Raw genomic sequence first — 21,292 nt, forward strand, 5'->3', positions numbered from 1 at the left:
CTGTTAATCCGGTGGCCCCGGACGGACCTGGACGAGTAAGTTGCGCATGCCGCTTGAGACACTTACCGCGCGCCGTGTGACGACGGTGCCGTGCACCCGTGGGGGGTCCCGTCCATGCCCGTCGAGTCCGTTGCGTCCGTCGCGCCCGTCGAACGCTTTCGCAGAGCCGCCCGGGACAGCGTCTCGGGACTGCCCCGCGCGTTCTGGTGGCTGTGGGCCAGCACCCTCGTCAACCGGCTCGGCGCCTTCGTCGCCACCTTCATGGCGCTGTACCTGACCATGGACCGCGGCTACAGCGCGTCGTACGCCGGTCTCGTCGCCTCCCTGCACGGGCTCGGCGGGGTCGTCTCCGCGCTGGGTTCCGGGGTCATGGCGGACCGGCTCGGGCGGCGGCCGACCATGCTCATCGCGCAGACCTCCACCGCCGGGGCCGTCGCGCTGCTCGGCTTCATGCACGACCCCGTCGCCATCGCCGCCGTCGCCTTCCTGGTCGGCCTGGCCTCCAACGCCTCGCGGCCCGCCGTGCAGGCGATGATGGCCGACATCGTCCGGCCCGAGGACCGGGTGCGGGCGTTCTCGCTGAACTACTGGGCGATCAACCTCGGCTTCGCCGTCTCCTCCATGGGCGCCGGGTTCATCGCGGAGTTCAGCTATCTCGCCGGGTTCCTCATCGAGGCCGGGATGACGCTGGTCTGCGCGATCGTCGTCTTCCTCAAGCTGCCCGAGTCGCGGCCCGCCCCGGCGGCCAAGGACGCGGACGGCGCGAGCGTCGGGCTCGGGACCGTGCTGCGCGACGGGCGGTACATGGCCGTCGTCGGACTGTCCTTCCTCGTCGCCCTCGTCTTCCAGCAGGGCTCGGTCGGACTGCCGGTGGCCATGGGCCGCGCCGGGTTCTCGGCCGCCGACTACGGCCTGGCCATCGGCGTCAACGGTGTTCTGATCGTCGCCCTGCAGATCCCGGTCACCCGCTTCATCGAGCACCGCGACCCGCGCAGGCTGCTGGTCATCTCCTCGGTTCTCGCGGGCTACGGCTTCGGGCTCACCGCCTTCGCCGGGTCGGTCGGCGTCTTCGCCCTCACCGTGTGCGTGTGGACCCTCGCCGAGATCGTCAACGCGCCGACCCAGACCGGGCTCGTCGTACGGCTGTCGCCGGTGCACGGCCGCGGGCGCTACCAGGGCATGTACAGCCTGTCCTGGTCGGCCGCCGCCCTCGTCGCCCCCCTCATGTCCGGCGCCGTCATCGACCACCTCGGGGCGGCGTGGCTGTGGGGGATGTGCGCGGCCGTGGGGACGGCGGCGGGGCTCGGCTACGCGGTGCTCATGCGGGGGCTGCCGCAGGAGGGGCCGGCGAGGAGCGGGGGCGCGGAGAGCGGCCCGGCGTCGGAGGCCGAATCCGGGGCCGGTTCCGGGGCCAGTTCCGGGGCCGAGGCCGGTTCCGGGACCAGGACCGGGGCCGAGGCCGGTTCCGGGGCCGAGGTGCTGGCGGGCTGAGGTGCTGGCGGGCTGAGGGCGCTTCACAGGCTTCCCTCCCGCTTCCTCACGGGTGCATCCGCGCCCCCTTGAGCACCTTGTCCACCCCGTTGCGCGGTCCGTACACCGCCAGCCCCACGACGTCGAGGTCCGCCGTCGGCACGGCCCGCACCGCCGCGCGGTTGTCGCGGTCGTTGCCCGTGGCGAAGAGGTCGGCGGTGAAGACCGCGCGGGGCAGCTCGCGGGACAGGGCCCGGCCGTGGGCCGCCTTCAGGGTCTCCTTCGTGCCCTCGAAGACCAGCACCGGCTGGCGGAACATCGGCAGGTAGGGGACGCCGTCCGCGTCCTCGTACGGCTCGCCGACCACCTCGGGCACCTGGCTGCCCAGGCCGCTGACCAGGAAGGCGGTGACGTTCAGGCGCTGCCAGGGTTCGAGGTCCTCGCGGAGCAGGACGACGATCTTCGTGTCGAAACGCGGGGGCTGTTCGTTCATGCACCGAGACTGCCGACCACCGGCCGCCACGGTCTTGTACGTTCTTTGCGTGGCCGCCGAACAGCCCGAAGTGTCCGCCTGGCGCCCGCGCGTCCCGGGTGTCGTGGAGGTCTTCCACGCCCACTTCACCGAGTACGCCTACCCGATGCACGTCCACGACGCCTGGACGCTGCTGATCGTCGACGACGGCGCCGTACGGTACGACCTGGACCGGCACGAGCACGGCACCCCGCACGACACCGTCTCCCTGCTGCCGCCGCACGTGCCGCACAACGGCTCCCCCGCCACCGAGCACGGTTTCCGCAAGCGCGTCGTCTATCTCGACGCCACCCGCCTCAGCCACGACCTCATCGGGCGTGCCGTCGACGGCCCCGATCTGCGCGACCCCGTACTGCGGCTGCGCGTCGGGCAGTTGCACCGTGTGCTCGCGCTCCCGGGCGAGGAACTGGAAGCCGAGAGCAGGCTGACGCTCGTCGGGGAGCGACTGCGCGGGCACCTCCGGGGCCGGGTGGGCGGCGGGGAGGGCCGGCGCGATCCCGGCCTCGCGCACTCCCTGCGCGAACTCCTCGACGACCGTGTCTCCGAGGGGCTCACGCTGGACGAGGCCGCGCGGCTGCTGAACGCCCATCCCGCCCATCTGGTACGGGCGTTCAGCACCGCCTACGGCATCGCCCCGCACCAGTACCTGACGTCACGCCGGATCGGCCGGGCGCGCCGGCTGCTGCTGGACGGGCTGGCTCCCGGCGAGGTGGCGGCGGTGGCCGGGTTCTACGACCAGGCGCATCTCACGCGGCACTTCAAGAAGCTGGTGGGCGTGACGCCGGGGCGTTACCGGGGGGCCGGCCCGCGGGGAGAGCGGCGCCGCGTCACTTGACGTCGACGTAGTCGCCGGCGGCGGTCGCGCCGCCCGTCGTGGAGGTCTCGCCGAAGGTCCAGCGCAAGTAGCCGTCGGCGGCGGCGGTGACCGTGGTCTTCAGGGAGCCCGCGGAGTCGGCGCTCACGGTCTTGACGGTCGAGCAGGTGCTCGTACCCGCCTTGCGGAACTGGAGCTTGGCCGCCTTGCCGCCGAAGCCGGTGTACGTGTGCCGCACCCAGTCGGCGCGGGTGATCCTGCCGGTCACGGCGAGCCTCTTGCCCTTGACGACGGGCTCCGGCGAGGCGTTGACCGTCACCTTCGCCGCGCGCTTGACCTGCGCGGTGCCGAGTCCGGGCCACCAGCGGCCCACTGCCAGGGGAGAACGCGGGCCGGTCAGTCCGCCGGACGCTGGATCAGGTGGCTGAAGGCGTCGAGGTTGCGGGTGGACTCGCCGCGGGAGACCCGCCACGCGTACTCCTTGCGGATCGCGGAGGCGAAGCCCAGCTCCAGGAGGGTGTTGAAGGCGCCGTCGGCGGCCTCCAGGACCTGGCCGAGGAGGCGGTCGATCTCCTCGGCGGTGACGGCGGCCAGGGGCAGGCGCGCGGTGACGTAGATGTCGCCGAGGCTGTCGACGGCGTAACTGATGCCGTACAGCTTGAGGTTGCGCTCCAGCAGCCAGCGGTGGACGGCGGCCTCGTTCTCGTCGGGGTGGCGGACGACGAAGGCGTTGAGGGAGAGGGTGTGGCGGCCCACGAGGAGCGAGACGGTCGTGGAGAGCTTGTGGGTGCCGGGGAGCTTGACGACGTACGTGCCGGGCCGCGGGCTCTCCCACTCCAGTTCGGCGTCCTTCAGCGCGTCCTCGACGACCTGCGCGGTCTTCTCGACATCACCCATGCTGGGAGCGTACGCGACGGCGGTGGGCCTGGGTCGCGGCGGTGTAGACGTCGGCGGTGGCGGCCGCCGAGGCGTCCCAGCCGAAGGCCCGCGCGTGCGCGGCGGCGGCCGCGCCCATGGTCGTCGCGAGGGACGGGTCGTCGGCGAAGCGGCGCAGCACGCGCGCGTAGTCGGCGGGGTCGTGGCCCTGGACGAGGAAGCCGGTGACGCCGTCGCGCACGGCCACCGGGAGACCGCCGACCGAGGCGGCGAGCACCGGCGTGCCGGCCGCCTGGGCCTCTATGGCGACCAGGCCGAAGGACTCGCTGTAGGAGGGCATGACCAGTACGGACGCGGCACGGAACCAGTCGGCGAGCTGCTCCTGCCCGACCGGCGGCCGGAACCGTACGACGTCGGCGATGCCGAGCCGCGCGGCGAGCTTCTGCAGCCCTTCCGGCTTGGCCAGACCGCTGCCGCTGGGTCCGCCGACGACCGGTACGACGATCCGGGAGCGCAGTTCCGGGCGCTCGTCCAGCAGAACGGCGACCGCCCGCAGCAGGAGGTCGGGCGCCTTGAGGGGCTGTATGCGGCCGGCGAAGAGCGGGATCAGGGCGTCCTGGGGCAGGCCGAGGCGGGCCCGGGCTGCGGCCCGGGCGTCCGCGGACGTGGCCGCCACGAGCGAGCCCGAGCCCTGGGGGACGGGGCGGAAGCGGTCGAGGTTCACGCCGGGATGGACCACCGCGACCCGGGAGCGGTCGGCCGTGTAGTGCCGGACCAGCTCGTCGGCCTCCTCGGCGGTGTTGGCGATGAGCCGGTCGGCCGCGGCGACGATCTGGGTCTCGCCGATGACGCGGGCGGCGGGCTCGGGGGTGTCGCCGTCGGCCAGGCTGGCGTTCTTGACCTTGGCCATGGTGTGCATGGCGTGCACCAGGGGCACGCCCCAGCGCTGAGCGGCGAGCCAGCCGACGTGGCCGGAGAGCCAGTAGTGCGAGTGGACGAGGTCGTAGTAGCCGGGGCGGTGGCCGGCCCAGGCCTGCATCACGCCGTGCGTGAAGGCGCACAGCTGGGCGGGCAGGTCCTCCTTGGCCAGGCCCTCGTAGGGGCCGGCGTCGACGTGCCGGACGAGGACACCGGGGGCGAGCGGGACCGTGGGCGGCAGGTCGCCTGCCGTGGCCCGGGTGAAGATCTCGACCTCGATGTTGATCGCGGCCAGCCGCTGGGCCAGCTCCACGATGTAGACGTTCATGCCGCCCGCGTCGCCGGTGCCGGGCTGGTGGAGCGGTGAGGTGTGCACGGAGAGCATGGCGACCCGGCGGGGCCGGCGGAGCAGTCGCAGCCGTGCGGGGGCCGCGGGGGAGCGACGCCCGAGCCTGCTGACGTACTGGCTCACGTGGCGTCCTCCTTGCTGCGGGCATGCCTGCCGGAGGGTCGTCCGTGCCCTCCAAGGGGGTGCAACAGCGGATGGGGGCCCTGCCATTTCCCGATCAAGCGGCTTTACCGAATCATGACCGTTTCTCGCTCAACCGTTCGATCCGGTCGCGCGTGGGGGCGCCCCCGCTCCCGCTTACCCTCGAAGGCATGGCAGCCCGCGCGACGTCCCTCCCCCACTCTCGGCTCCGCAAGGCCGGGGGGACCCCCGTAGTGGGAACGGTGACGCGCGGGACCACCAACCCCAACCGGCTCCGCCGCATGGACCGCTGGATCGCCGCCACGCACGGCGCCGAACTGCGGCGCGCGGCCGACCCGGTGGCCGTGGACCTCGGGTACGGCGCCGCACCCTGGACCGCCGTCGAACTGCTCGCCCGGCTGCGCACGGTGGCCCCTCACGCGCGCGTGGTCGGCGTGGAGATCGAACCGGAACGGGTCGCCGCGGCCCGGCCGTACGAGCGCGAGGGGCTGACCTTCCGGCACGGCGGCTTCGAGGTCCCCGTCCCCGGACGCCCGGCGCTCATCCGGGCCGCCAACGTGCTGCGCCAGTACGACGAGGAGCAGGTCGCCGCCGTGTGGGAGCGGCTGTGCGCGCGGCTCACCCCGGCCGGCGGCGGCTCACGCGGCGGGCTGTTGGTCGAGGGGACGTGCGACGAGATCGGGCGGCGGCACGTGTGGGTGGCGCTCGGCCCGGAGGGTCCGCGCACGGTGACCTTCGCGACCCGGCTGGGCTCGCTGGAACGGCCGTCCGACCTGGCCGAACGGCTGCCGAAGGCGCTCATCCACCGCAATGTGCCCGGCGAGGCGGTGCACGCCTTCCTGCGCGACTTCGACCGCGCCTGGGCGGCCGCCGCGCCCTACGCCTCCTACGGCGCCCGCCAGCGCTGGATCCGCGCGGTCCGCGACCTGCGGGCCGACTGGCCGGTGACGGACGGGCCGTCCCGCTGGCGGCAGGGCGAAGTCACGGTGACGTGGGAGGCGTTGGCGCCGGGCACCCGCTGAGCCCGCCGGCCCGCCCAGTCCGCCCAGTCCGCCCAGTCCGCCCAGTCCGCCCAGTCCGCCCAGTCCGCCCAGTCCGCCCAGTCCGCCCAGTCCGCCCAGTCCGCCCAGTCCGCCCAGTCCGCCCAGTCCGGGAACGATCTCCGTGCGTCGTTCGTCACATCGGCGGGAGATCGTCGTATCCGCAGGGGCGAGGGGGAATTGCGTGAGGGGAGGGGCCATTCGGCGCCGACATCCGACACGTAAATCCGACTTGTCGCAACCTCTGTCGTTTTGTGCCCGTTCGTGACACGATCCCCCGGACGCCCGTACGTTACTGACGGTAAATCAACCTGGGGGCACAGCAATGGGAATGGGCAAGCGCGGCCTGCTCGCCGCCGCCGTGACCGTGGTCTGCGCGATCACCGTGCTGGCGGCACCCGGTACGGCGTTCGCCTCCATGGTTCGCACACCGGACCCCACGCCGAGCACGAGCGCGACCTCGAACGCTCTGCCGGCTCCCCCGCCCAGCAGGGACCTCGAACAGGTCCGCGAGAAGCTCGACGGGCTCTACCACGACGCGGCCGTGGCCACCGACGCCTACAACGCGGCCGAGGAGCAGACGAAGGCTCAGTCCGCGCAGATCGCCGAGCTGACGAAGCGGATCGCCGAGGGCCGGCAGAAGCTGAAGACGCTGAAGGACCAGGCCGGCGCGTCCGCGCGGGCCCAGTACCGCAACGGCGGGATGCCGCCCACGGCCCAGTTCCTGCTCAGCGGCGACCCGCAGCAGGTCGTCGACGGCGCCGGCACGGTGCTGAACGGCCAGCGGGCCACCAGCAAGCTGATCACCGAAATGAGCCGCACCCAGCGCCAGTTGCGGCAGTACGCCGACGAGGCGTCCGCGCAGTGGCAGAAGCTGGAGGCCAACCGCAAGGCCAAGGCCGCCGCCAAGAAGGAGATCAAGCAGCGGATCGCCGGCGCCGAGAAGCTCCAGTCCCAGCTGGAGAAGAAGGAGCGGGAGCGGCTCGCACGCCTGGAACGGCAGGCCGCCCAGCGGGCGCAGACCGCCTGGCTGGGCAGCGGCGTCCTCAAGGAGGTCAGCGGCAAGGCTTCCGCACAGGACAGGAAGGCGGTCGCGTTCGCCACCGCCCAGCTCGGCAAGCCCTACATCTGGGGCGCCGAGGGTCCCGACTCCTTCGACTGCTCCGGGCTGACCTCCCAGGCGTGGGCGAAGGCCGGCCACCCCATCCCGCGCACCTCGCAGGAGCAGTGGAAACAGCTCCCGCACGTCCCCGTCGAGGACATGCGCCCCGGCGACCTCATCATCTACTTCGCCGACGCGACCCACGTCGCGATGTACATCGGCGACGGCAGGATCATCCACGCGCCGCGCCCCGGGCGGACGGTGACGGTCGCGGGCGCGGGCACGATGCCGATCCTGGGCGTCGTACGACCGGACGCGTGACCCATGACGCACCGCACGGCCCGCACGCGTGACCCACGACGCGCCCTACGGCCCACACACGTGACCCGCGACGCACCACACGGTCCGCACGCGTGACCCGCGTCACGTGACGGCCCCCACCCCGGGCGCCCCTTTCCGGGGTGCGGGGCGCCCGCGCGGCCCCGTGTGACCCACCGCACGGCCAACCCCCGTCCGCCCGGGGGCCGTACGTGAGCTTCGTCATCCCCGTTCCCGCGCCGTCCTGTCCAACTGCGTTACGGATCGCGGCATATGACAGTGGCCTGGGCCGGAGCGACGCGGCTCACACCATTCCATCGGAGCGGCCTGTACCGCTATGGTCCCCGTCGGTGGGTCGAGGTCCCTCGAGCCCGCCGTGCCCTCGGGGGGAGGGAAGGAACCCAGGACCATGCCCGTACCCATACCGCGGCAGAGAGCGATCCCGGCCGTGGAAAGTGGTCAGGCGCAGGACGCCACCGCTGTCGGCGGCTCCCTCAAGGAAGAGGTTCAGCGAACCGCCACGGCCCACGGCTCCACCAGCGCCACGCTCACCCTGCTGCTGATCGAGGACGACCCGGCGGGCGCGATCGTGCCCGACCTGCTGGACTCCGCAGGCAAGCCCATCCGCGTCCGCACCGCCCGCAACCTCACCGAGGCCGAGCGGCTGCTCACCGACGACGTGCACTGCATCCTGCTCGACCTCGCGCTCCCGGCCCCCGGCCGCGCCGACGGCGACGACGCCGACGAGCTGGCCGTACTGCGGCACGTGCTCGCGCTCGCGCCCCGGCACGCGGTGCTCGCCCTGACCGCCTCCACAGACGCCGAGCGCGGCGCCGAGGCCGTGCGCGTGGGCGCCCAGGACTACCTGTTCCGCGACGAGCTGGACGGCCGCCTGCTCAGCCGCGCCATCCGCTACGCGGTCGAGCGCAAGCGGTCCGACACCGCCGAGCGGCGCCTGGCCGAGGGCCGGCTGCGCGCGCAGGAGAACCGGCGCCTGGAGCGCGGCCTGCTGCCCACACCCCTGCTCGAAGGCTCCTCGCTGCGCTTCGCGGCCCGCTACCGCCCCGGCCGCTCGCGCGCCCTGCTCGGCGGTGACTTCTACGACGCCGTCCGCACCCCGGACGGCACCGTGCACGCGATGATCGGCGACGTCTGCGGCCACGGCCCGGACGAGGCCGCGCTCGGCGTGGAGCTGCGTATCGCCTGGCGGGCGCTGACGCTGGCCGGGCTGAGCGGCGACGCGCTGCTGGGCACGCTCCAGGAGGTGCTGGAGCACGAGCGCTCGGACGAGGAGATCTTCGCGACGCTGTGCACGGTGGACATCGCCCCGGACGGCCGCAGCGCCGGCCTGTGCCTGGCCGGCCACCCTTCCCCGCTGCTCGCCGCCCCCGGCCGGGCCCCGTACCTGCTGCCGTACGACGACAACGGCCCCGCCCTCGGCATGCTGCCCGGCGCCCGCTGGCCGCGGACGCAGGTGGAGCTGGGGACCGAGTGGAGCCTGATGCTCTACACCGACGGCCTGATCGAGGGCCGGGTCGGCACGGACGGGGAACGGCTCGGCCAGGACGGCATGCTGGACATGATCAGCCGCCAGCTGGCCGGGGGCCTGCGCGGCGAGGAGCTGCTGCGCACCGCCGTGAGCGAGGTCCGCGACCTCAACGGCGGCGAGCTGACGGACGACGTGGCGGTGGTCCTGCTGGACAGCACGCCGTAGAGCCGGACGCCGTCACCGGCCGCGTAGGGCCGGGGCAGCGTCACCGGCCGCGTAGGGCCGGGGCAGCGTCACCGGCCGACGTGACCGGACGACGTCACCGGCCGCCGTTGTAGGGGCCGTACGGGCCGTCGCTGCTGCTTCCGCCGCGGCGGCGGCCCCAGCCGCCACGACCGCCGCCGCCGGAGACCTGCCTGAGCGCGGGGCGTACGTCCACGATGTAGACGATGCTCGCGACGAGGCCGGCGATCGGCAGGATGGACAGGATCGAGAACAGCAGGCTGACCACGAGGGCGATGCCCAGGATGATCAGCCAGAAGACCTTGTTCTGCTTGTCGGCCGCGCGGAAGGCGTCCTCGCGCCGGAACACGGCGTCGAAGAGGCCGAACGCGGCCAGGGCCACGAGGACGATCTTCAAGATCCCCATGAACCCGTCGAAGCCCAGCATCAGCATGCCGTCCACCGCCTGTCGTCTCCCGGCCCGTACGCCGTCACCGTACCCGCAGAACGGGCCGGACACCCCAAGGGTGCCCGGCCCGTCCACGCCCGGTCGGCCCCGGTCGTCACTTGGCCGGCGGGGTCGTCTTCTTCGCGGGGGCGGTCCGGCGGGCGGCCGGGGACTTCTTCGCCGCGGGCTTCTTCGCCGCGGCGCTCTCCTCGTCCCGGGCCTCGGCCGGCTTCGACTCCTCCTGGCCCGCGACGGGCCCGGGGTTGCCCTCGACGGCGATGGCCAGGTCCTCGATCTCCTCGGCGGCCTCGCCGCGCCAGGTCCGCACCGTCTGCTCGCCGTGCTCGGCGACCTTCTCGTAGGCCTCACGGGCCTTGACGGCGTACTCGGCGGCGACGCCGACACCGCGCAGGGCGAGGTCCTGGGCGTTCTCACCGAGCTTCTTCAGGTCGACGTCGAGGGTGCCGATGAACTCGTTGAGCTTGGTCTGGAGGTTCTCCTGCGCCTCCTTGGCGCGGGCGGTGGCCCGCTCCTGCACGGCCTTCGGGTCGGTGCCGCGCACCTTCTCGATGCGGGCGGGGGCCTCGGCGCGCAGCTGCTCGACCAGGGCGGGCACCTTCCTGGCCTGCTGGAGGGCGAGGTCGGCGGTACCGGCGGCGAAGTAGAACGGGGTCGGGTCGCTGAAGGTCTTGCGCAGGTCGTCGCTGATGGCCATGGTGGTGGTCCTCCCGGATTCGCGTTCGGCTGAGGGTTGTTGTGTCCGCGGTGCGCGGCCGTGGGCTGACTTGTGGAGGTCCCGCCTATCCGGCCGCCCGCCGCGGACCGGCATCACTGCCGCCGGCCTGCCCGTCACCGCGTACGGCGGTGCCGCTCGGGCCGGAGGTGTCGTTCGGTACGCCGGTGTCACCGGGCCGGTCCTGCGTGTCCCCCTCCGCGTCCCCCGCCTCGCCGGCCGCCTTCTCCGCCTCGCCGACCCCGAATCCGTTCTCCTTGCGGAACGACTCGTAGATCTGGAGCAGCGCCTGCTTCTGCCGCTCGTGGAGCGAGGGATCGGCGAGGATGACGGCACGCGTCGCGCCCTCCCTGAGGCGCTCCTCCCCGTCCCGCTCGGCGTCGAGGATGCCGGCGCGGACGTAGAGCGTCTCGGCGGAGATGCGCAGCGCCTTGGCGACCTGCTGGAGCACCTCCGCGCTGGGCTTGCGCAGCCCGCGCTCGATCTGGCTCAGGTACGGATTGGACACCCCGGCGGCGTCGGCGAGCTGCCGCAGCGACAGTTGGGCGTTGCGCCGCTGCTCGCGCAGGTACTCACCGAGATTGCCGACGTTGAGCGATGCCATGTCTCCACCTTGCCCCACCCTTGCTAACAATTGCAAGCACCTGCTTGCAAAAGTGTGCCGTACGGCGGGGGGCTTCACCCGGGCAGACCGCTCCCGGAGCCGGCCACCCCCTGATCGGCGGGGTGCCGGCCCCTCCCCGAGGAAGTGCCGGCACCCGTAGAGCGGGAGTGGCCACGCGTCAGGAGAGGGCGATCTCGGTGACGTGGTCGGACTCGCGGGTCCACTGGGTGTTGTTCACGGCGCCCTGCTTGGCGAACGCGACGCCGGTGTCCTCGAGGTAGGCGACGCGGGTGCCGGAGAGGGCGAACTGGATGGCGTGGGTGGACTGCTGGTGCCACAGGGCGCTGAGCGCGCCCTGCTTGACGTGAAGGACGCCGTCGTCCTTCAGCACACCGATGCGGCTGCCCGAGAGCTCCAGCTGCAAAACATGGTCGGCCTGCCACCTCCACCCGGCGTCGAGGGCGCCTTCCTTGACGTAGGCGTTGCCGTCGCCCTTCAGGACGCCGATGCGGTTGCCGCTCAGGTCGATGTCGACGGCCTCGCCGGTCTGGAGCTGCCACGGGGCGTCGAGGGCGCCTTCCTTGGCGTACGCGACACCGTTGCCCTTGACGATGCCGATCCGGTTCCTGTAGAGCTCCAGCGTCTTGACGTTGATCGCCTCGCCCTTCCACGGGGCGCTCAGGGGGCCCACCTTGACGTAGGCGGTACCGGTGCCCTTGACGATCCCGACCCGGTCGGCGGAGAGGGCGATCTGCTTGACGTGGTCGGCCTGCCACTTCCACTGGGCGTCCAGGCCGCCGTCCTTCACATAGGCGTTGCCGTCGGCCCTCAGCACGCCGATGCGCCGCCCCGACAGCACGATCTGCTTGATGTCGTCGGCCTCGGTCGTCCACAGCGCGTTGAGGGGGCCCGCCTTGGCGTAGGCGGTACCGGTGCCCTTGACGATGCCGATCCGGTCGCCGCCGTCGCCGGAGACCGTGGAGGGAACCGCGGCGACACCCGTCGCCGCCGTCCCGGCCACCGCGGCACCCGCCGCCACAACGGCGAGGAGCATCAAAACCCTTTTTTTCACTCTTCTTCTCCCGTACGCAGAAGGTGCGCCGCATGCCCTTTCCGTGCTCTGCCGCCGGCGTGCGGGCAGGGCGCCCCGGAGACTGACGACGCCAGTCGACCTCGTTCCGCCCCTCCCGCGTGTCTCCTGCGGCGCGTCCCGGTGCGGATCACCGCGATGGCCGATGCCGCACCGCCATCAGGGGGACCCGGGCGGACGGCCCGGATGTCACAGACGGACGGGCCGTCTCGTCACAGGTGGCGAGAGGCGGTTCGGGCATCGGGAGGGTGACGGTGCCGCGCGAGGTCTTCGGTTTCGGCTTCCCGCAGATCGCGTCGGCCGGGCACCGTCCGACGCGGGCACCGTCCCGTGCGGGCTCCCGCCGCGCCGCCTCACCTGCCGTCGTACGACGCCAGCCACTCGCGCAACACCGTGAAGTCCGCCTCCGCCAGGCCGTAGCGGTGGTCGACGCGGTGCAGCAGGGCCGGTTCCTCGTGGTGGACGGCGACCCAGGCGCGGTCGGCCTCGGTGATCTCGTCGTCGATCCAGATGAAGGGGCACCCCGCAGCCCAGGCCACCAGCGGGCGGGTCTTCCAGTGCAGCAGGCCCGGCGGCTCCTCCTCGTCCGGCCACTCCACGACCGGCAGCGGGGGCAGCCCCAGCCAGGGAGCCAGGCAGTCGTTGGCGTCCTCCATCCACGTGGTGGCCCACACCAGTTCGCACCCCAGCGCCTCGAGCCGGCGCCCCAGCGCCGGGTCGACGCGGTGCAGCAGCGGAGGGGCGGCACAGTTCCGCACCACGGCGACACCGTGGTCGTACGCCTGATACGCGCGGTCCGCCCCGAAGGGGATGAGCGGGCCGTCGACGTCGAGGAAGAGCAGCCTCACCTCACAGGATCCGTCATCGCGGCCGTCCGGGAGGCCGGGAGAACGGGAGCCTACGCGGCACCGCCCGAACGGATCAGGGAGGCCAGCGCCCGCGCCAGATACGGGTTCGCCCGGCGCGGCGCCGAGAGGCCGAGCGAGCCTGTGGCGGCGGCGAGGGTCATGGCGTACGAGTCCAGCGCCCGGCGCACGTTGGGGGCGTCCAGGCTCGCCCCGGTGACCAGCCGGTCGAGGTCGACGTACGCCGACCTGACGATCTCGATCCACCGGTACACGCGCCAGTCCTGCCGCCAGTTCCGCGTGTACCGCTCGGCCAGCCGGCCCTCCCAGCGGCGGAACATGCGGTCCCGGATCTCCGGCCGGGTCGGGGTGAGGTGCATGTGCCGGACCAGGTCGTGGAGGGGATCGCCGACCAGGGCCATCTCCCAGTCGATCAGGGTCAGCGCCCGGACGTCGTCGCGGCGCACCAGGTTCCAGGGGTTGAGGTCGCCGTGCAGCAGGGCCTCGGTGCGGGCGGTGACCCGGTGCCGGGCGAGGATCTCGCGCAGCCGGGGGGCGTCGGGCAGACCGAGGAAGCGGGCCATTCGCCGGGATTCCCCGGGCAGGCCGTCGACCAGCGCCACCAGTTGCTCGCTGAGCCAGCCGTAGAACTCGGGCCGGTCCGTGAGCGGGTCGACCCGGAAGCAGTCGACCCGGGTGAGCGCGGCCAGCTGGTCGACGAGGCCGTCCGCCTCGTGCGGGCGCAGGCCGTCGACCGGGTGGCCGGGCCTGCGGCCGGGGTCGTCCGGCCCCTCGTAGGTGTGGACGGCGAAGTCGTCCCCGGAGTACGTACGGATGCCGGACAGGCCCCGCGCGCGGCTGTGCCCGAGAGCCAGGACCCGGGGTGCGGCCACCGCCGCGCCGGACAGCTCGATCTCCGTGAGCACGGCGTGCTCGCTGAGGAAGCTGCGCTCGCGCCGGGTGACGTCCGCGGCCTTGCGGCGGATCATCACGGGGAAGGGGACGCCGGGCACCCGCAGCACGGAGTTGAGGTGCGCCGTGCCCTTGAACACCCGGTCGGCCGGGGCCGCGCCCTCCAGGAGCAGGGCGTCCCCGACGGCCGTGTGCGGGAAGTCGGGGTGTTCCGGGACGCGCGGGTCCGGCTTCCAGTCGATCGCCCGCGCGGCCGGCCCGCCCCGTCCCGCGCTGCCGTGCCGGGCGCCGTCGCCGCGCCAGACGGGGGCGCCGGGGCGCGCGGAGGCCCAGCGGTACAGGATCCGCTCGATCTCCCGCTCCCTCGGCACATGCGGCAGCCGCAGCGGTTCCGCGCCCGCCTCCAGGGCGCCGCGCACCCGGGCCGTCGCCGCCCGCAGGCTCTTCTGGTCGAAGGACTCCTCCAGGCTCGTCGCGGCCCGCATCACGTCGGGGTACACCGACTGGGCCCGCTCGAAGGCGACGTAGTGCCGCAGATCCCTGGCCACGCCGTTGACTGCCGCGGGACGCACCTCGCGCATGGCGCACGCCCACGCCTCCACGACCGTGTCCCGCTGACGGGCGGGGTAGCGCATGCGGACCAGGTGGGTGGCGAGGTCGTGCAGCGGGTCGCCGTAGCCGGCCAGCTCCCAGTCGACGCGGACCAGCGGCGGATCACCGGCGGTCGACATGATCAGGTTGCCGCGGTGCAGGTCGGTGTGGAGCAGGACGTAGGGCCGCCGGGACATCGCGGGCACCCGTTCGGCCAGCCGGACCAGGGCGTCCTCGGGGACACCGAGCGCGGCGAACAGGCCGCCGAAGCAGGACCGGTTGGGCTGCCGGATCCGCGTGTCGGCCAGGCCGGCCAGAACCCGGAGGAAGCCCTGGCTGTCGGTGTGGTTCCGGGGCCACGGCGCCGGCAGGGGCGGCAGGGCCGCGCCGCGCACCTGGGCGTTCTGCGCGAACAGGCCCGCCAGTTCCCGGATCAGCGGCTCGTCCACGGGCTCGCCGTCACCGCAGACGCCGGCGAACGGAACTCCTTCCACATGGCTGTGGATGGCGAAGTCGTCCCCCTCCACCAGGCACTCGGGCACATGTGGCAGGACGCCCTTGAGGGACCGCAGGATCTCGGCCTCGTTCGGCCAGGTCCGGATCACCACGGGCAGCACGTCCCGCCGGCGCACCCGCACGGTCACGGCGGTACCCGGCTCCCGGCCGATGAGCCGTGCCACCGGCTCGGTCAGCGGCATGACGTGGTTGTGGTGGTGGAAGCCCCCGATCGCCTCGCCCTGCCGGACGGCCAGGTCCGCGAACGCGCGGTAGACGGCGTGCGGCCGGGCGCTGCCGGCGCGCCCCCCGAAAGTGCCGTGGGGGACGGATGGTGCGCCCACTGGCCGCTCCGGGGCTCGATCGCGCGGCGAACGCGCGGTTGGGGACGGTGGGAGGGAAGTGATGCCCGGGCGGTGGACGACATCAGGGGGAGCCGGCCCCGGCGGATGGCAGGTCGTACGTCATGTGCCGGTCGGCCGGGACGGCTCGTTCGTCCACCTTGCGCGCGGATCGGGTACGGATCGCGCGCGGATCCGGGCGGTGGCCCGAGGGGGGTACGGCTCCGGGCGGTGGCCCGGTCGATGGCGCGGATGCTATCGCACGGGGATGCCCCTCGAACGTAGGCGACGCCCGAGCCGCCCCGTCACACCCTCCCCCCGTCACGACACCCGGGAGACCCTCCCCGGTCACGGCCCCCGGCAGGGCCGCCCTCCCCCGTCACGACCTCCGGGAGGCCCTCCCCTCTCACGACCCCGGCATGCCCCCGCCTCGCGGGTCACCGGCCGCGCAGGGTCCGCAGCAACGGCTCCAGTGACCCGACGACCTCGGCGGCTCCGGCCGCGAGCAGCAGCTTGGCCTTCCCTTCGTTGCGCGCGTAGCCGAGGAAGGGCACGCCGGCCCGGCGGGCGGCCGCGAAGTCCGACGGGGTGTCACCGATCATCAGGGCGGCCTCGGGTGCGGCCCCCATGGCCTGCAGCGCCCGGTTGAGGCAGTGCGGGTCCGGCTTGAGCCGGTGCAGGTCCTGGGTGCGGCCGTAGATGTGGGGCGCGAAGCAGCCGGTCAGGTCCCGGTGGTCCAGGTAGGCGCGCACCACCCGGGGCGAGTTGTTCGTCGTGATGGCGAGCCGGGCGCCCACCGCCCGCCAGGTGCGGATCAGGGGGTCGGCCCAGGCGGTGGGCATCGCGGAGGCCGCCGCCAGCAGCTCCTCCTGGGTGAGACGTTCCTCGAGTTCGGCCACCAGATCGCTGCCCTGATGGCGGCGGTCGACCGCGCGCAGCACGACCTGCGGGTCGAGGGTCTCCCGCTCCTCCTCGGTGAGCAGGCCGTGCAGGCCCCGCCCCTCCAGCCAGTCCACCAGCCGGGCCGCCACCCGTTCCGCCGAGTGCCCGGCGAACAGACGGCAGATCGGCCCGTCGAAGTCCCAGAGGACCACCCGGGTGCCCCTGATCACTTCCCGGAGTCGCTCGCTCTCGTCCGCGCTGTCGGCGGCGGCCGGTCCGCTCTTCGTCGTCTCAGAAGTCACTAGGAGAGTGTCAGGTCCGTGGAGATGGTTTCCCAGAGGGCGTCGAACCACTTCTGGGACTGCTCCACGAACGCGGAGTCCCGCCGTCCGGCTCTCGTCTCGAAGGAGAAGAGGAGGGACTCGGAGCCCAGGGTGTCGTACATCTCCAGCGTGCCGCTGTCCGTCGGCTCCTCGCGGCGCGTGACCATGTAGTACGCGTAGAGCGCCTCCACGCCGTTGAGCAGGTACAGCTTGACCGGCGGGGTGAAGGGCAGGGCGCGGAAGGTGACGTGCACGTCGATGTCGTGGGTGGCGCGCAGGGCCTGGAGGTTGTACTGCAGGACCTGGCCCTGGGCGTTGCGCATCGCCAGCCAGCGCCGGCGCACCTGGTCGTCGTCCTCGGGGCGGGCGTCGACAGACACGGGGAAGGCGAGGTTGATGTCCCGGGAGGGCAGCAGCAGCCGTACGTCGATCCGCTCGGGGCGGATGCGGCCCTCGTGGATCAGGCGCAGCGGCTCGCCGAGGGCGGGGATCAGGCTCTGCGCGGTCAGGCACACCGCGTCGATGCCGACCCGCGGCGCGGAGAACGCCTCCGTCAGCCGGGGAGCGAGGGCCACCATGGTCGGCTGGGGTTCGTCCGACACCGGAGCGGGCTCGGCTATGCGCGGCGGGCTGCCCTTGCTGACGTGGCTGAGCAGGCCGTCGTCCTGAAGTGACCGCAGGGCCTGGCGTACGGCGCCGCGCTCGACGCCGAACTGGCCGGCCAGCTCGGCCTGGGTGGGCAGGCGTTCGCCCGGCTTGAGGTCCCCGGATCGGATCCGCTCCCGCAGGGTGTCGGCGATCTCCCGCGACGTGAGCCTTCTGCCGTTCACTGCCACGCTCTCCTGGGTCACAACCAAGACGCTACAACCCCGGTCCAGCACAGGTGAGTTGTTCCAAGTTGTTGGCAAGTCGGGCCTACTCGGCCGAGTTGGCAGACCAGCGGGCCGGTCTACGGCGTCAGCAGCAGCTCCGAGCTGATCGTCTCCCACAGCGCGTCGAACCACAGGCGCGACTGCTCCACGAACGCGGTGTCGCGCGGGCCCGCGCCCCGGTCGAAGGCGAACAGCATCGAGCGCGTGCCGTCGGAGTCGTACAGCGTCAGATGCTCGTGCTCGATCTCCCGCTCGCGCCGGGTCAGCGTGTAGTACGCGAACAGCGCCTCGGCCCCGTTGAGCAGGTACAGCTTGACCGGCGGGGTGAAGGGCAGGGCGCGGAAGGAGACCCGCACGTCGATGCCGTGCGTGGTGCGCAGTGCCTGCAGGTTGTTGCGCAGCACCTGCCCCTGGGCGTTGCGCTGGGCCAGCCAGCGGCGGTGCAGCAGACCTCCGTCGGAGGCGTCGACCGGGGCCGGGAAGGCGAGGTCGATGTCCCGGCTGGGCAGCAGCAGCCGTACGTCGATCTTGGCCGGTTTCAGCTGTCCCGTGTGGATCTGGCGGAGCGGCTCGCCGATCGCCAGGGTGAGCGAGACCGAGGTCAGGCAGAGGGCGTCGATCTCGACGTGGGGTGCGGCGAAGGCGGCGGCGACCCGCGGCGCGAGGCCCGCCGTGGTCGGCTGCGGCGGCGCGGCGGGGCCGGCCGCGAACCGGGTGAGGCCCGGCCGGGGCGCCACGGTGGCGGGGCTGCCCCTGGACACGTCGGCGAGCAGGTGCTCCGACTGCAGAACGCGCAGCGCCTGACGTACGGCGCCGCGCTCGACGCCGAACTCGTCGGCCAGCTCGGCCTGGGTGGGCAGGCGCTGGCCCGGCCGCAGCACGCCGGAGGTGATCCGGGTGCGCAGGGCGTCGGCCACCTCACGGTGTGACGTGCGTGACCGCTGTGAGCTCTTCCGCCCACTGGCGGAGGTGTGTTCCGGGTCCACACTCAAACGGTACAACTTCCCGCCATCTTGGGGCAGTTCATGGAAAGGTGGTTATTAGCCGCTTCCAAGCGGAGATAACCAAAGAGAAGTTGGTAGCCAACTTGCACAACATGGTCGAGCTTCCCAGCGGTTGGCCGATCGGGCTCCCTTCCGGAGGGGAGCCGGGAGCCCGGGCAGGGGACGGCCGCCGGCAGCGCACAGCCACAACTGAACAGCCCGCACAGCCACAACCGAACATCGTCAGAGCACAGCCACAACTGAACACGGCAGAACAACCGAACAGCACGCTACGGATGCACAGTTCAGCGAAGACGGGAGAACAGGGGGCGGTCAGAAGACGTCGGGGCACCACGGTCGCCCGGACGTACGGAGCAGGGCGTCGGTCCTACGGGCGGCGCCCTCGCGCCCTTCCCGGACCCGGCCGAGTGCGACGCCGCGCACCAGGGACCCGTCCCCGAGCCAGACCTCGGCCAACTGGCCCACCGGCAGCGTGAGATCGGCTTCCGCACCGCCCGCCGGCGTACAGGACGCGCCCTCGGAGGACACCTCGAGACGGTACCGGCCCCCGGCGAGCCCGGCCTCGTCCACGACCTCCAGCACCACCGAACCCGCACCCTCGTACGTCCGCGCCTCCAGGGCCCGTGCGACGTCCAGGATCCGCACCCACAGCCAGTCGGCCTGCTCGGTGACGCGGGCCGCGCGCAGGTCGGGCAGGAAGAACGGCAGCAGGTCGTCGGGGCGGCGCCTGCCGCTCCTGACCTTCGTGATCCAGTCGATCGAGCACAAAAACCGCCACAGCGCGTCCTCCGCCGCCGGGACGGCGGCGAGCAGCCACTTGACGTTCGCGGTGTCACAGGGCTGCTTGCCCTGCCAGTCACTGTCCACCTCGTACGACACCAGGCCCTCGGCCTCGCCCGAGGCGGAGCGGTAGAGGGCGTAGAACGGCTCGGCCCACTTGTCGTGGAAGCGCACGGTGCCGGTCTCCGTCTGCCACCACAGCTCGTCGCGGCCGACCATGCCGGGCTGGGCGCGCCGGACCCGCTCGTGCAGCTCAGGGCCGATCTTGCGGACATCCGCGGCGTCCACGAGGTCGATCCGGGCCCCGTCCGACGGGCCGGACCAGCGCGGGTCGAGGCCGGCGCGGGGGACCTCGACGGTCCACTCGGTCGTCCAGGTCGCCGGACCGAAGCCGTAGCGGCCGTAGATCGGGTACTCGGCGGCGATCAGCGTGGCGACGACGTCACCGCGCTCCTTCGCCGCCGCCAGGTCCCGGCCCATCATGCGGGTCAGCAGGCCGCGGCGGCGGTGGGTGGGCGAGACGGTGACGTTGGAGACGGCGTCCGCGGGCAGGGGCGCGCCGCCCACCGCGGTGAGCTCCTGGGCGAAGGAGCGGAAGGTCGCCACGCAGCGGCCGCCGTCGAAGGCGCCGAGCAGCCGACCGGGCACGAACTGCCTTCGTCTGGCTTCGAGTTGCGCGGCCGCCAGCACCGGATTCTGCAGGAATCCGGTCTGCAGCGCACGCTGCCAGTCCGCGAACTCGTCCTCTGTGACAGCGCGCACGTCGGTCATGGGGCCACGGTAGAGGGGCGCCCGCCGCCTGTCGCGCACTTTTCCCCGGCCCCCGTGCCCCTCAGATCAGCAGATCGTCCACCTGCGCCTCGCCCACCCGGTACCGCCGGGTGATCTCCCCGCTGCAGTCGTCGGCGGTGCGCTGCAGGCGCTGCCTGCGCCCGGAGATCTCCTGCTCGTAGCGGACCAGACGCCCCATGGCGTCGGTGAGTTCGAGGTCGGTGCGCGCCTGCAGGTCCGACAGCTCGACCTCGGCGAGCATCTCCGCGGCCAGCCGCCCGTACTCCTCGTTGTGCGGGGTGCCCAGCGTGACGTGGCGGGCCGAGGAGCGGTGCCGGGCGGGGCCGTCGGTCAGGATCTCCGGGAGCCGCGCCACCACGGAGGCGTCCGCGGGTGCCGGCGCCGGCACGGCCGCCCGCCCGCGCCGGGCCAGTTCCGCGCGCAGGATGTCGATCCGCCCCTGCAGCAGCCGCCGCACATAGCTGAGATCCGCCTCGTCGCGCTGCGCGTCCCGGCGCAGGGCGCGCAGTTCGGGCAGGCTCAGCGGGGCCAGATCGGGCGGCCGGGAACACCCCCCGCCCGACGGGCTCGGGGCAGGTTCCACGGGCGACGCCGGACCGGAAGGACCCTCGACGCGCTGTGCGGGCGGCCGGTACGTTTCCAGCCGCCCGCTGGTACTCGGTGTGCTCATCTGCTCTTGACCGTCCCCTCGACCGGCATGTGGGAAGCATCGTGCCACCCCAAGTGGCCGCTATGTGACCGAGTGCCCCCGAACGGCCCAGATGGGGGCTTAAGGATCATTAATGGGCCCGCCACGAGAACACGCGGGCCGCCCGGCATGATGGGTCCATGCGAGCTGTGGTGCAGAGGGTCGACGGCGCGAGCGTCGTCGTGGACGGCGAGACGGTCGGCGCGATCGAGGGCGAAGGTCTGTGCGTCCTGGTCGGGGTGACCCATGAGGACACCAAGGAGAAGGCGGCCCAACTGGCCCGCAAACTCTGGTCGGTACGGATGCTGCACGACGAGAGGTCGTGCAGCGATCTCGACGCGCCCCTGCTCGTCATCAGCCAGTTCACCCTGTACGGCGACGCCCGCAAGGGGCGCCGTCCGACCTGGAACGCGGCCGCGCCCGGCGATGTCGCCGAGCCGCTGGTGGACGAGGTGGTCGCCCAGCTGCGCGCGCTGGGCGCGACGGTGGCGACGGGCCGGTTCGGCGCGCGGATGCGGGTGTCCCTGACGAACGACGGCCCGTTCACGGTACTGCTGGAGATCTAGGCCCTGTCCGGCCGGAGAACCGGCCGGGACCCCACGGCGCCCCCGCCCCGCAGAG

At 72.9% G+C, this 21,292-nt stretch carries 21 protein-coding genes; 6 read left to right on the plus strand and 15 right to left on the minus strand.

Going from position 1 to position 21,292, the window contains the following annotated elements; genetic code table 11:
* Nucleotides 1-114 precede the first annotated feature (114 nt).
* Nucleotides 115-1,491: an MDR family MFS transporter gene (locus tag OIB37_RS17540; RefSeq protein ID WP_330458551.1), complete on the plus strand. Its 1,377-nt coding sequence runs from the start codon at nucleotides 115-117 to the stop codon at nucleotides 1,489-1,491.
* A gap of 46 nt (nucleotides 1,492-1,537) precedes the next feature.
* Here OIB37_RS17540 and OIB37_RS17545 read toward each other — a convergent pair whose 3' ends face one another.
* Nucleotides 1,538-1,963, minus strand: coding sequence for a DUF2000 domain-containing protein (locus OIB37_RS17545; RefSeq protein ID WP_330458552.1), 426 nt, complete (start codon nucleotides 1,961-1,963; stop codon nucleotides 1,538-1,540).
* Between OIB37_RS17545 and OIB37_RS17550 the strand changes: the two genes are divergently transcribed.
* Nucleotides 1,962-2,837: an AraC family transcriptional regulator gene (locus OIB37_RS17550; protein ID WP_443058166.1), complete on the plus strand. Its 876-nt coding sequence runs from the start codon at nucleotides 1,962-1,964 to the stop codon at nucleotides 2,835-2,837. The genes OIB37_RS17545 and OIB37_RS17550 overlap by 2 nt on opposite strands.
* On the opposite strand, the gene OIB37_RS17555 is transcribed toward OIB37_RS17550, so the two are convergent.
* Genes OIB37_RS17555 through mshA form a run of 3 tightly spaced genes read right to left on the minus strand, consistent with a single transcriptional unit; the run spans nucleotide 2,830 to nucleotide 5,082 of the window.
* Nucleotides 2,830-3,189 carry a hypothetical protein gene (locus OIB37_RS17555; protein WP_330458554.1) on the minus strand — a complete coding sequence of 120 codons (360 nt, stop codon included), beginning with the start codon at nucleotides 3,187-3,189 and terminating at the stop codon, nucleotides 2,830-2,832. The two genes, OIB37_RS17550 and OIB37_RS17555, sit on opposite strands and share 8 nt — an antisense overlap.
* A 23-nt stretch (nucleotides 3,190-3,212) precedes the next feature.
* Nucleotides 3,213-3,713 carry a YbjN domain-containing protein gene (locus OIB37_RS17560; protein WP_330458555.1) on the minus strand — a complete coding sequence of 167 codons (501 nt, stop codon included), beginning with the start codon at nucleotides 3,711-3,713 and terminating at the stop codon, nucleotides 3,213-3,215.
* Nucleotides 3,706-5,082: a D-inositol-3-phosphate glycosyltransferase gene (gene mshA, locus OIB37_RS17565; protein ID WP_330458556.1), complete on the minus strand. Its 1,377-nt coding sequence runs from the start codon at nucleotides 5,080-5,082 to the stop codon at nucleotides 3,706-3,708. Before mshA ends, OIB37_RS17560 begins: the two co-directional genes overlap by 8 nt.
* A 251-nt stretch (nucleotides 5,083-5,333) precedes the next feature.
* On the opposite strand from mshA, the gene OIB37_RS17570 reads away from it, so the two are divergent.
* The 3 genes from OIB37_RS17570 to OIB37_RS17580 all read left to right on the plus strand — a co-directional run bounded on the left by OIB37_RS17570 (nucleotide 5,334) and on the right by OIB37_RS17580 (nucleotide 9,274).
* The gene (locus OIB37_RS17570; RefSeq protein WP_443058167.1) at nucleotides 5,334-6,122 is read left to right on the plus strand and encodes a class I SAM-dependent methyltransferase; all 789 of its coding nucleotides are present in this window, start codon (nucleotides 5,334-5,336) and stop codon (nucleotides 6,120-6,122) included.
* 343 nt (nucleotides 6,123-6,465) lie between these two features.
* Nucleotides 6,466-7,563, plus strand: coding sequence for a C40 family peptidase (locus OIB37_RS17575; RefSeq protein WP_330458557.1), 1,098 nt, complete (start codon nucleotides 6,466-6,468; stop codon nucleotides 7,561-7,563).
* Between the two features lie 406 nt (nucleotides 7,564-7,969).
* A complete protein-coding gene (locus OIB37_RS17580; protein ID WP_330458558.1) occupies nucleotides 7,970-9,274 on the plus strand; it encodes a PP2C family protein-serine/threonine phosphatase in 1,305 nt (434 codons plus the stop codon).
* A 94-nt stretch (nucleotides 9,275-9,368) separates the two neighbouring features.
* Here OIB37_RS17580 and OIB37_RS17585 read toward each other — a convergent pair whose 3' ends face one another.
* The 11 genes from OIB37_RS17585 to OIB37_RS17635 all read right to left on the minus strand — a co-directional run bounded on the left by OIB37_RS17585 (nucleotide 9,369) and on the right by OIB37_RS17635 (nucleotide 20,653).
* Complete coding sequence (locus OIB37_RS17585) at nucleotides 9,369-9,725, minus strand: DUF2516 family protein (RefSeq protein ID WP_330461877.1); 357 nt, start codon at nucleotides 9,723-9,725, stop codon at nucleotides 9,369-9,371.
* Nucleotides 9,726-9,834: 109 nt separating this feature from the next.
* On the minus strand, nucleotides 9,835-10,434 hold the full coding sequence (locus OIB37_RS17590) for a hypothetical protein (protein WP_330458559.1): 600 nt from the start codon (nucleotides 10,432-10,434) through the stop codon (nucleotides 9,835-9,837).
* 85 nt (nucleotides 10,435-10,519) lie between these two features.
* Nucleotides 10,520-11,056, minus strand: a complete 537-nt coding sequence (locus OIB37_RS17595; protein ID WP_330458560.1) for a helix-turn-helix domain-containing protein — start codon at nucleotides 11,054-11,056, stop codon at nucleotides 10,520-10,522.
* A gap of 178 nt (nucleotides 11,057-11,234) precedes the next feature.
* Nucleotides 11,235-12,110: a peptidase S1 gene (locus OIB37_RS17600; RefSeq protein ID WP_330458561.1), complete on the minus strand. Its 876-nt coding sequence runs from the start codon at nucleotides 12,108-12,110 to the stop codon at nucleotides 11,235-11,237.
* A gap of 389 nt (nucleotides 12,111-12,499) precedes the next feature.
* The gene (locus OIB37_RS17605; protein WP_330458562.1) at nucleotides 12,500-12,994 is read right to left on the minus strand and encodes an HAD domain-containing protein; all 495 of its coding nucleotides are present in this window, start codon (nucleotides 12,992-12,994) and stop codon (nucleotides 12,500-12,502) included.
* A 50-nt stretch (nucleotides 12,995-13,044) separates the two neighbouring features.
* A complete protein-coding gene (locus OIB37_RS17610) occupies nucleotides 13,045-15,333 on the minus strand; it encodes an aminoglycoside phosphotransferase family protein (protein WP_330458563.1) in 2,289 nt (762 codons plus the stop codon).
* A gap of 434 nt (nucleotides 15,334-15,767) precedes the next feature.
* Complete coding sequence (locus OIB37_RS17615) at nucleotides 15,768-16,514, minus strand: HAD family hydrolase (protein WP_330458564.1); 747 nt, start codon at nucleotides 16,512-16,514, stop codon at nucleotides 15,768-15,770.
* A complete protein-coding gene (locus tag OIB37_RS17620) occupies nucleotides 16,514-17,392 on the minus strand; it encodes a FadR/GntR family transcriptional regulator (protein ID WP_330458565.1) in 879 nt (292 codons plus the stop codon). The genes OIB37_RS17615 and OIB37_RS17620 overlap by 1 nt, the downstream gene beginning before the upstream one ends.
* 92 nt (nucleotides 17,393-17,484) lie before the next feature.
* Nucleotides 17,485-18,399, minus strand: coding sequence for a FadR/GntR family transcriptional regulator (locus OIB37_RS17625; protein WP_330458566.1), 915 nt, complete (start codon nucleotides 18,397-18,399; stop codon nucleotides 17,485-17,487).
* Between the two features lie 324 nt (nucleotides 18,400-18,723).
* Nucleotides 18,724-19,962, minus strand: coding sequence for a GNAT family N-acetyltransferase (locus tag OIB37_RS17630; RefSeq protein ID WP_330458567.1), 1,239 nt, complete (start codon nucleotides 19,960-19,962; stop codon nucleotides 18,724-18,726).
* A gap of 61 nt (nucleotides 19,963-20,023) precedes the next feature.
* Nucleotides 20,024-20,653: an RsiG family protein gene (locus OIB37_RS17635; protein ID WP_330458568.1), complete on the minus strand. Its 630-nt coding sequence runs from the start codon at nucleotides 20,651-20,653 to the stop codon at nucleotides 20,024-20,026.
* Nucleotides 20,654-20,811: 158 nt separating this feature from the next.
* Between OIB37_RS17635 and dtd the strand changes: the two genes are divergently transcribed.
* Nucleotides 20,812-21,237, plus strand: a complete 426-nt coding sequence (gene dtd / locus OIB37_RS17640) for a D-aminoacyl-tRNA deacylase (protein ID WP_330458569.1) — start codon at nucleotides 20,812-20,814, stop codon at nucleotides 21,235-21,237.
* Nucleotides 21,238-21,292: the final 55 nt, after the last annotated feature.

The organism is Streptomyces sp. NBC_00820 (assembly GCF_036347055.1).
GTDB lineage: Bacteria > Actinomycetota > Actinomycetes > Streptomycetales > Streptomycetaceae > Streptomyces.

What these genes read in the sequence shown, in the direction of transcription:
- OIB37_RS17550 (WP_443058166.1), top strand. Translation starts at nt 1,962, where the DNA reads ATGCACCGAGACTGCCGACCACCGGCCGCCACGGTCTTGTACGTTCTT.
- OIB37_RS17630 (WP_330458567.1), bottom strand. Translation starts at nt 19,962, where the DNA reads ATGACCGACGTGCGCGCTGTCACAGAGGACGAGTTCGCGGACTGGCAG.
- OIB37_RS17590 (WP_330458559.1), bottom strand. Translation starts at nt 10,434, where the DNA reads ATGGCCATCAGCGACGACCTGCGCAAGACCTTCAGCGACCCGACCCCG.
- OIB37_RS17635 (WP_330458568.1), bottom strand. Translation starts at nt 20,653, where the DNA reads ATGAGCACACCGAGTACCAGCGGGCGGCTGGAAACGTACCGGCCGCCC.
- dtd (WP_330458569.1), top strand. Translation starts at nt 20,812, where the DNA reads ATGCGAGCTGTGGTGCAGAGGGTCGACGGCGCGAGCGTCGTCGTGGAC.
- OIB37_RS17545 (WP_330458552.1), bottom strand. Translation starts at nt 1,963, where the DNA reads ATGAACGAACAGCCCCCGCGTTTCGACACGAAGATCGTCGTCCTGCTC.
- OIB37_RS17600 (WP_330458561.1), bottom strand. Translation starts at nt 12,110, where the DNA reads ATGCTCCTCGCCGTTGTGGCGGCGGGTGCCGCGGTGGCCGGGACGGCG.
- OIB37_RS17560 (WP_330458555.1), bottom strand. Translation starts at nt 3,713, where the DNA reads ATGGGTGATGTCGAGAAGACCGCGCAGGTCGTCGAGGACGCGCTGAAG.
- OIB37_RS17575 (WP_330458557.1), top strand. Translation starts at nt 6,466, where the DNA reads ATGGGAATGGGCAAGCGCGGCCTGCTCGCCGCCGCCGTGACCGTGGTC.
- OIB37_RS17540 (WP_330458551.1), top strand. Translation starts at nt 115, where the DNA reads ATGCCCGTCGAGTCCGTTGCGTCCGTCGCGCCCGTCGAACGCTTTCGC.
- OIB37_RS17595 (WP_330458560.1), bottom strand. Translation starts at nt 11,056, where the DNA reads ATGGCATCGCTCAACGTCGGCAATCTCGGTGAGTACCTGCGCGAGCAG.
- OIB37_RS17580 (WP_330458558.1), top strand. Translation starts at nt 7,970, where the DNA reads ATGCCCGTACCCATACCGCGGCAGAGAGCGATCCCGGCCGTGGAAAGT.
- OIB37_RS17585 (WP_330461877.1), bottom strand. Translation starts at nt 9,725, where the DNA reads ATGCTGATGCTGGGCTTCGACGGGTTCATGGGGATCTTGAAGATCGTC.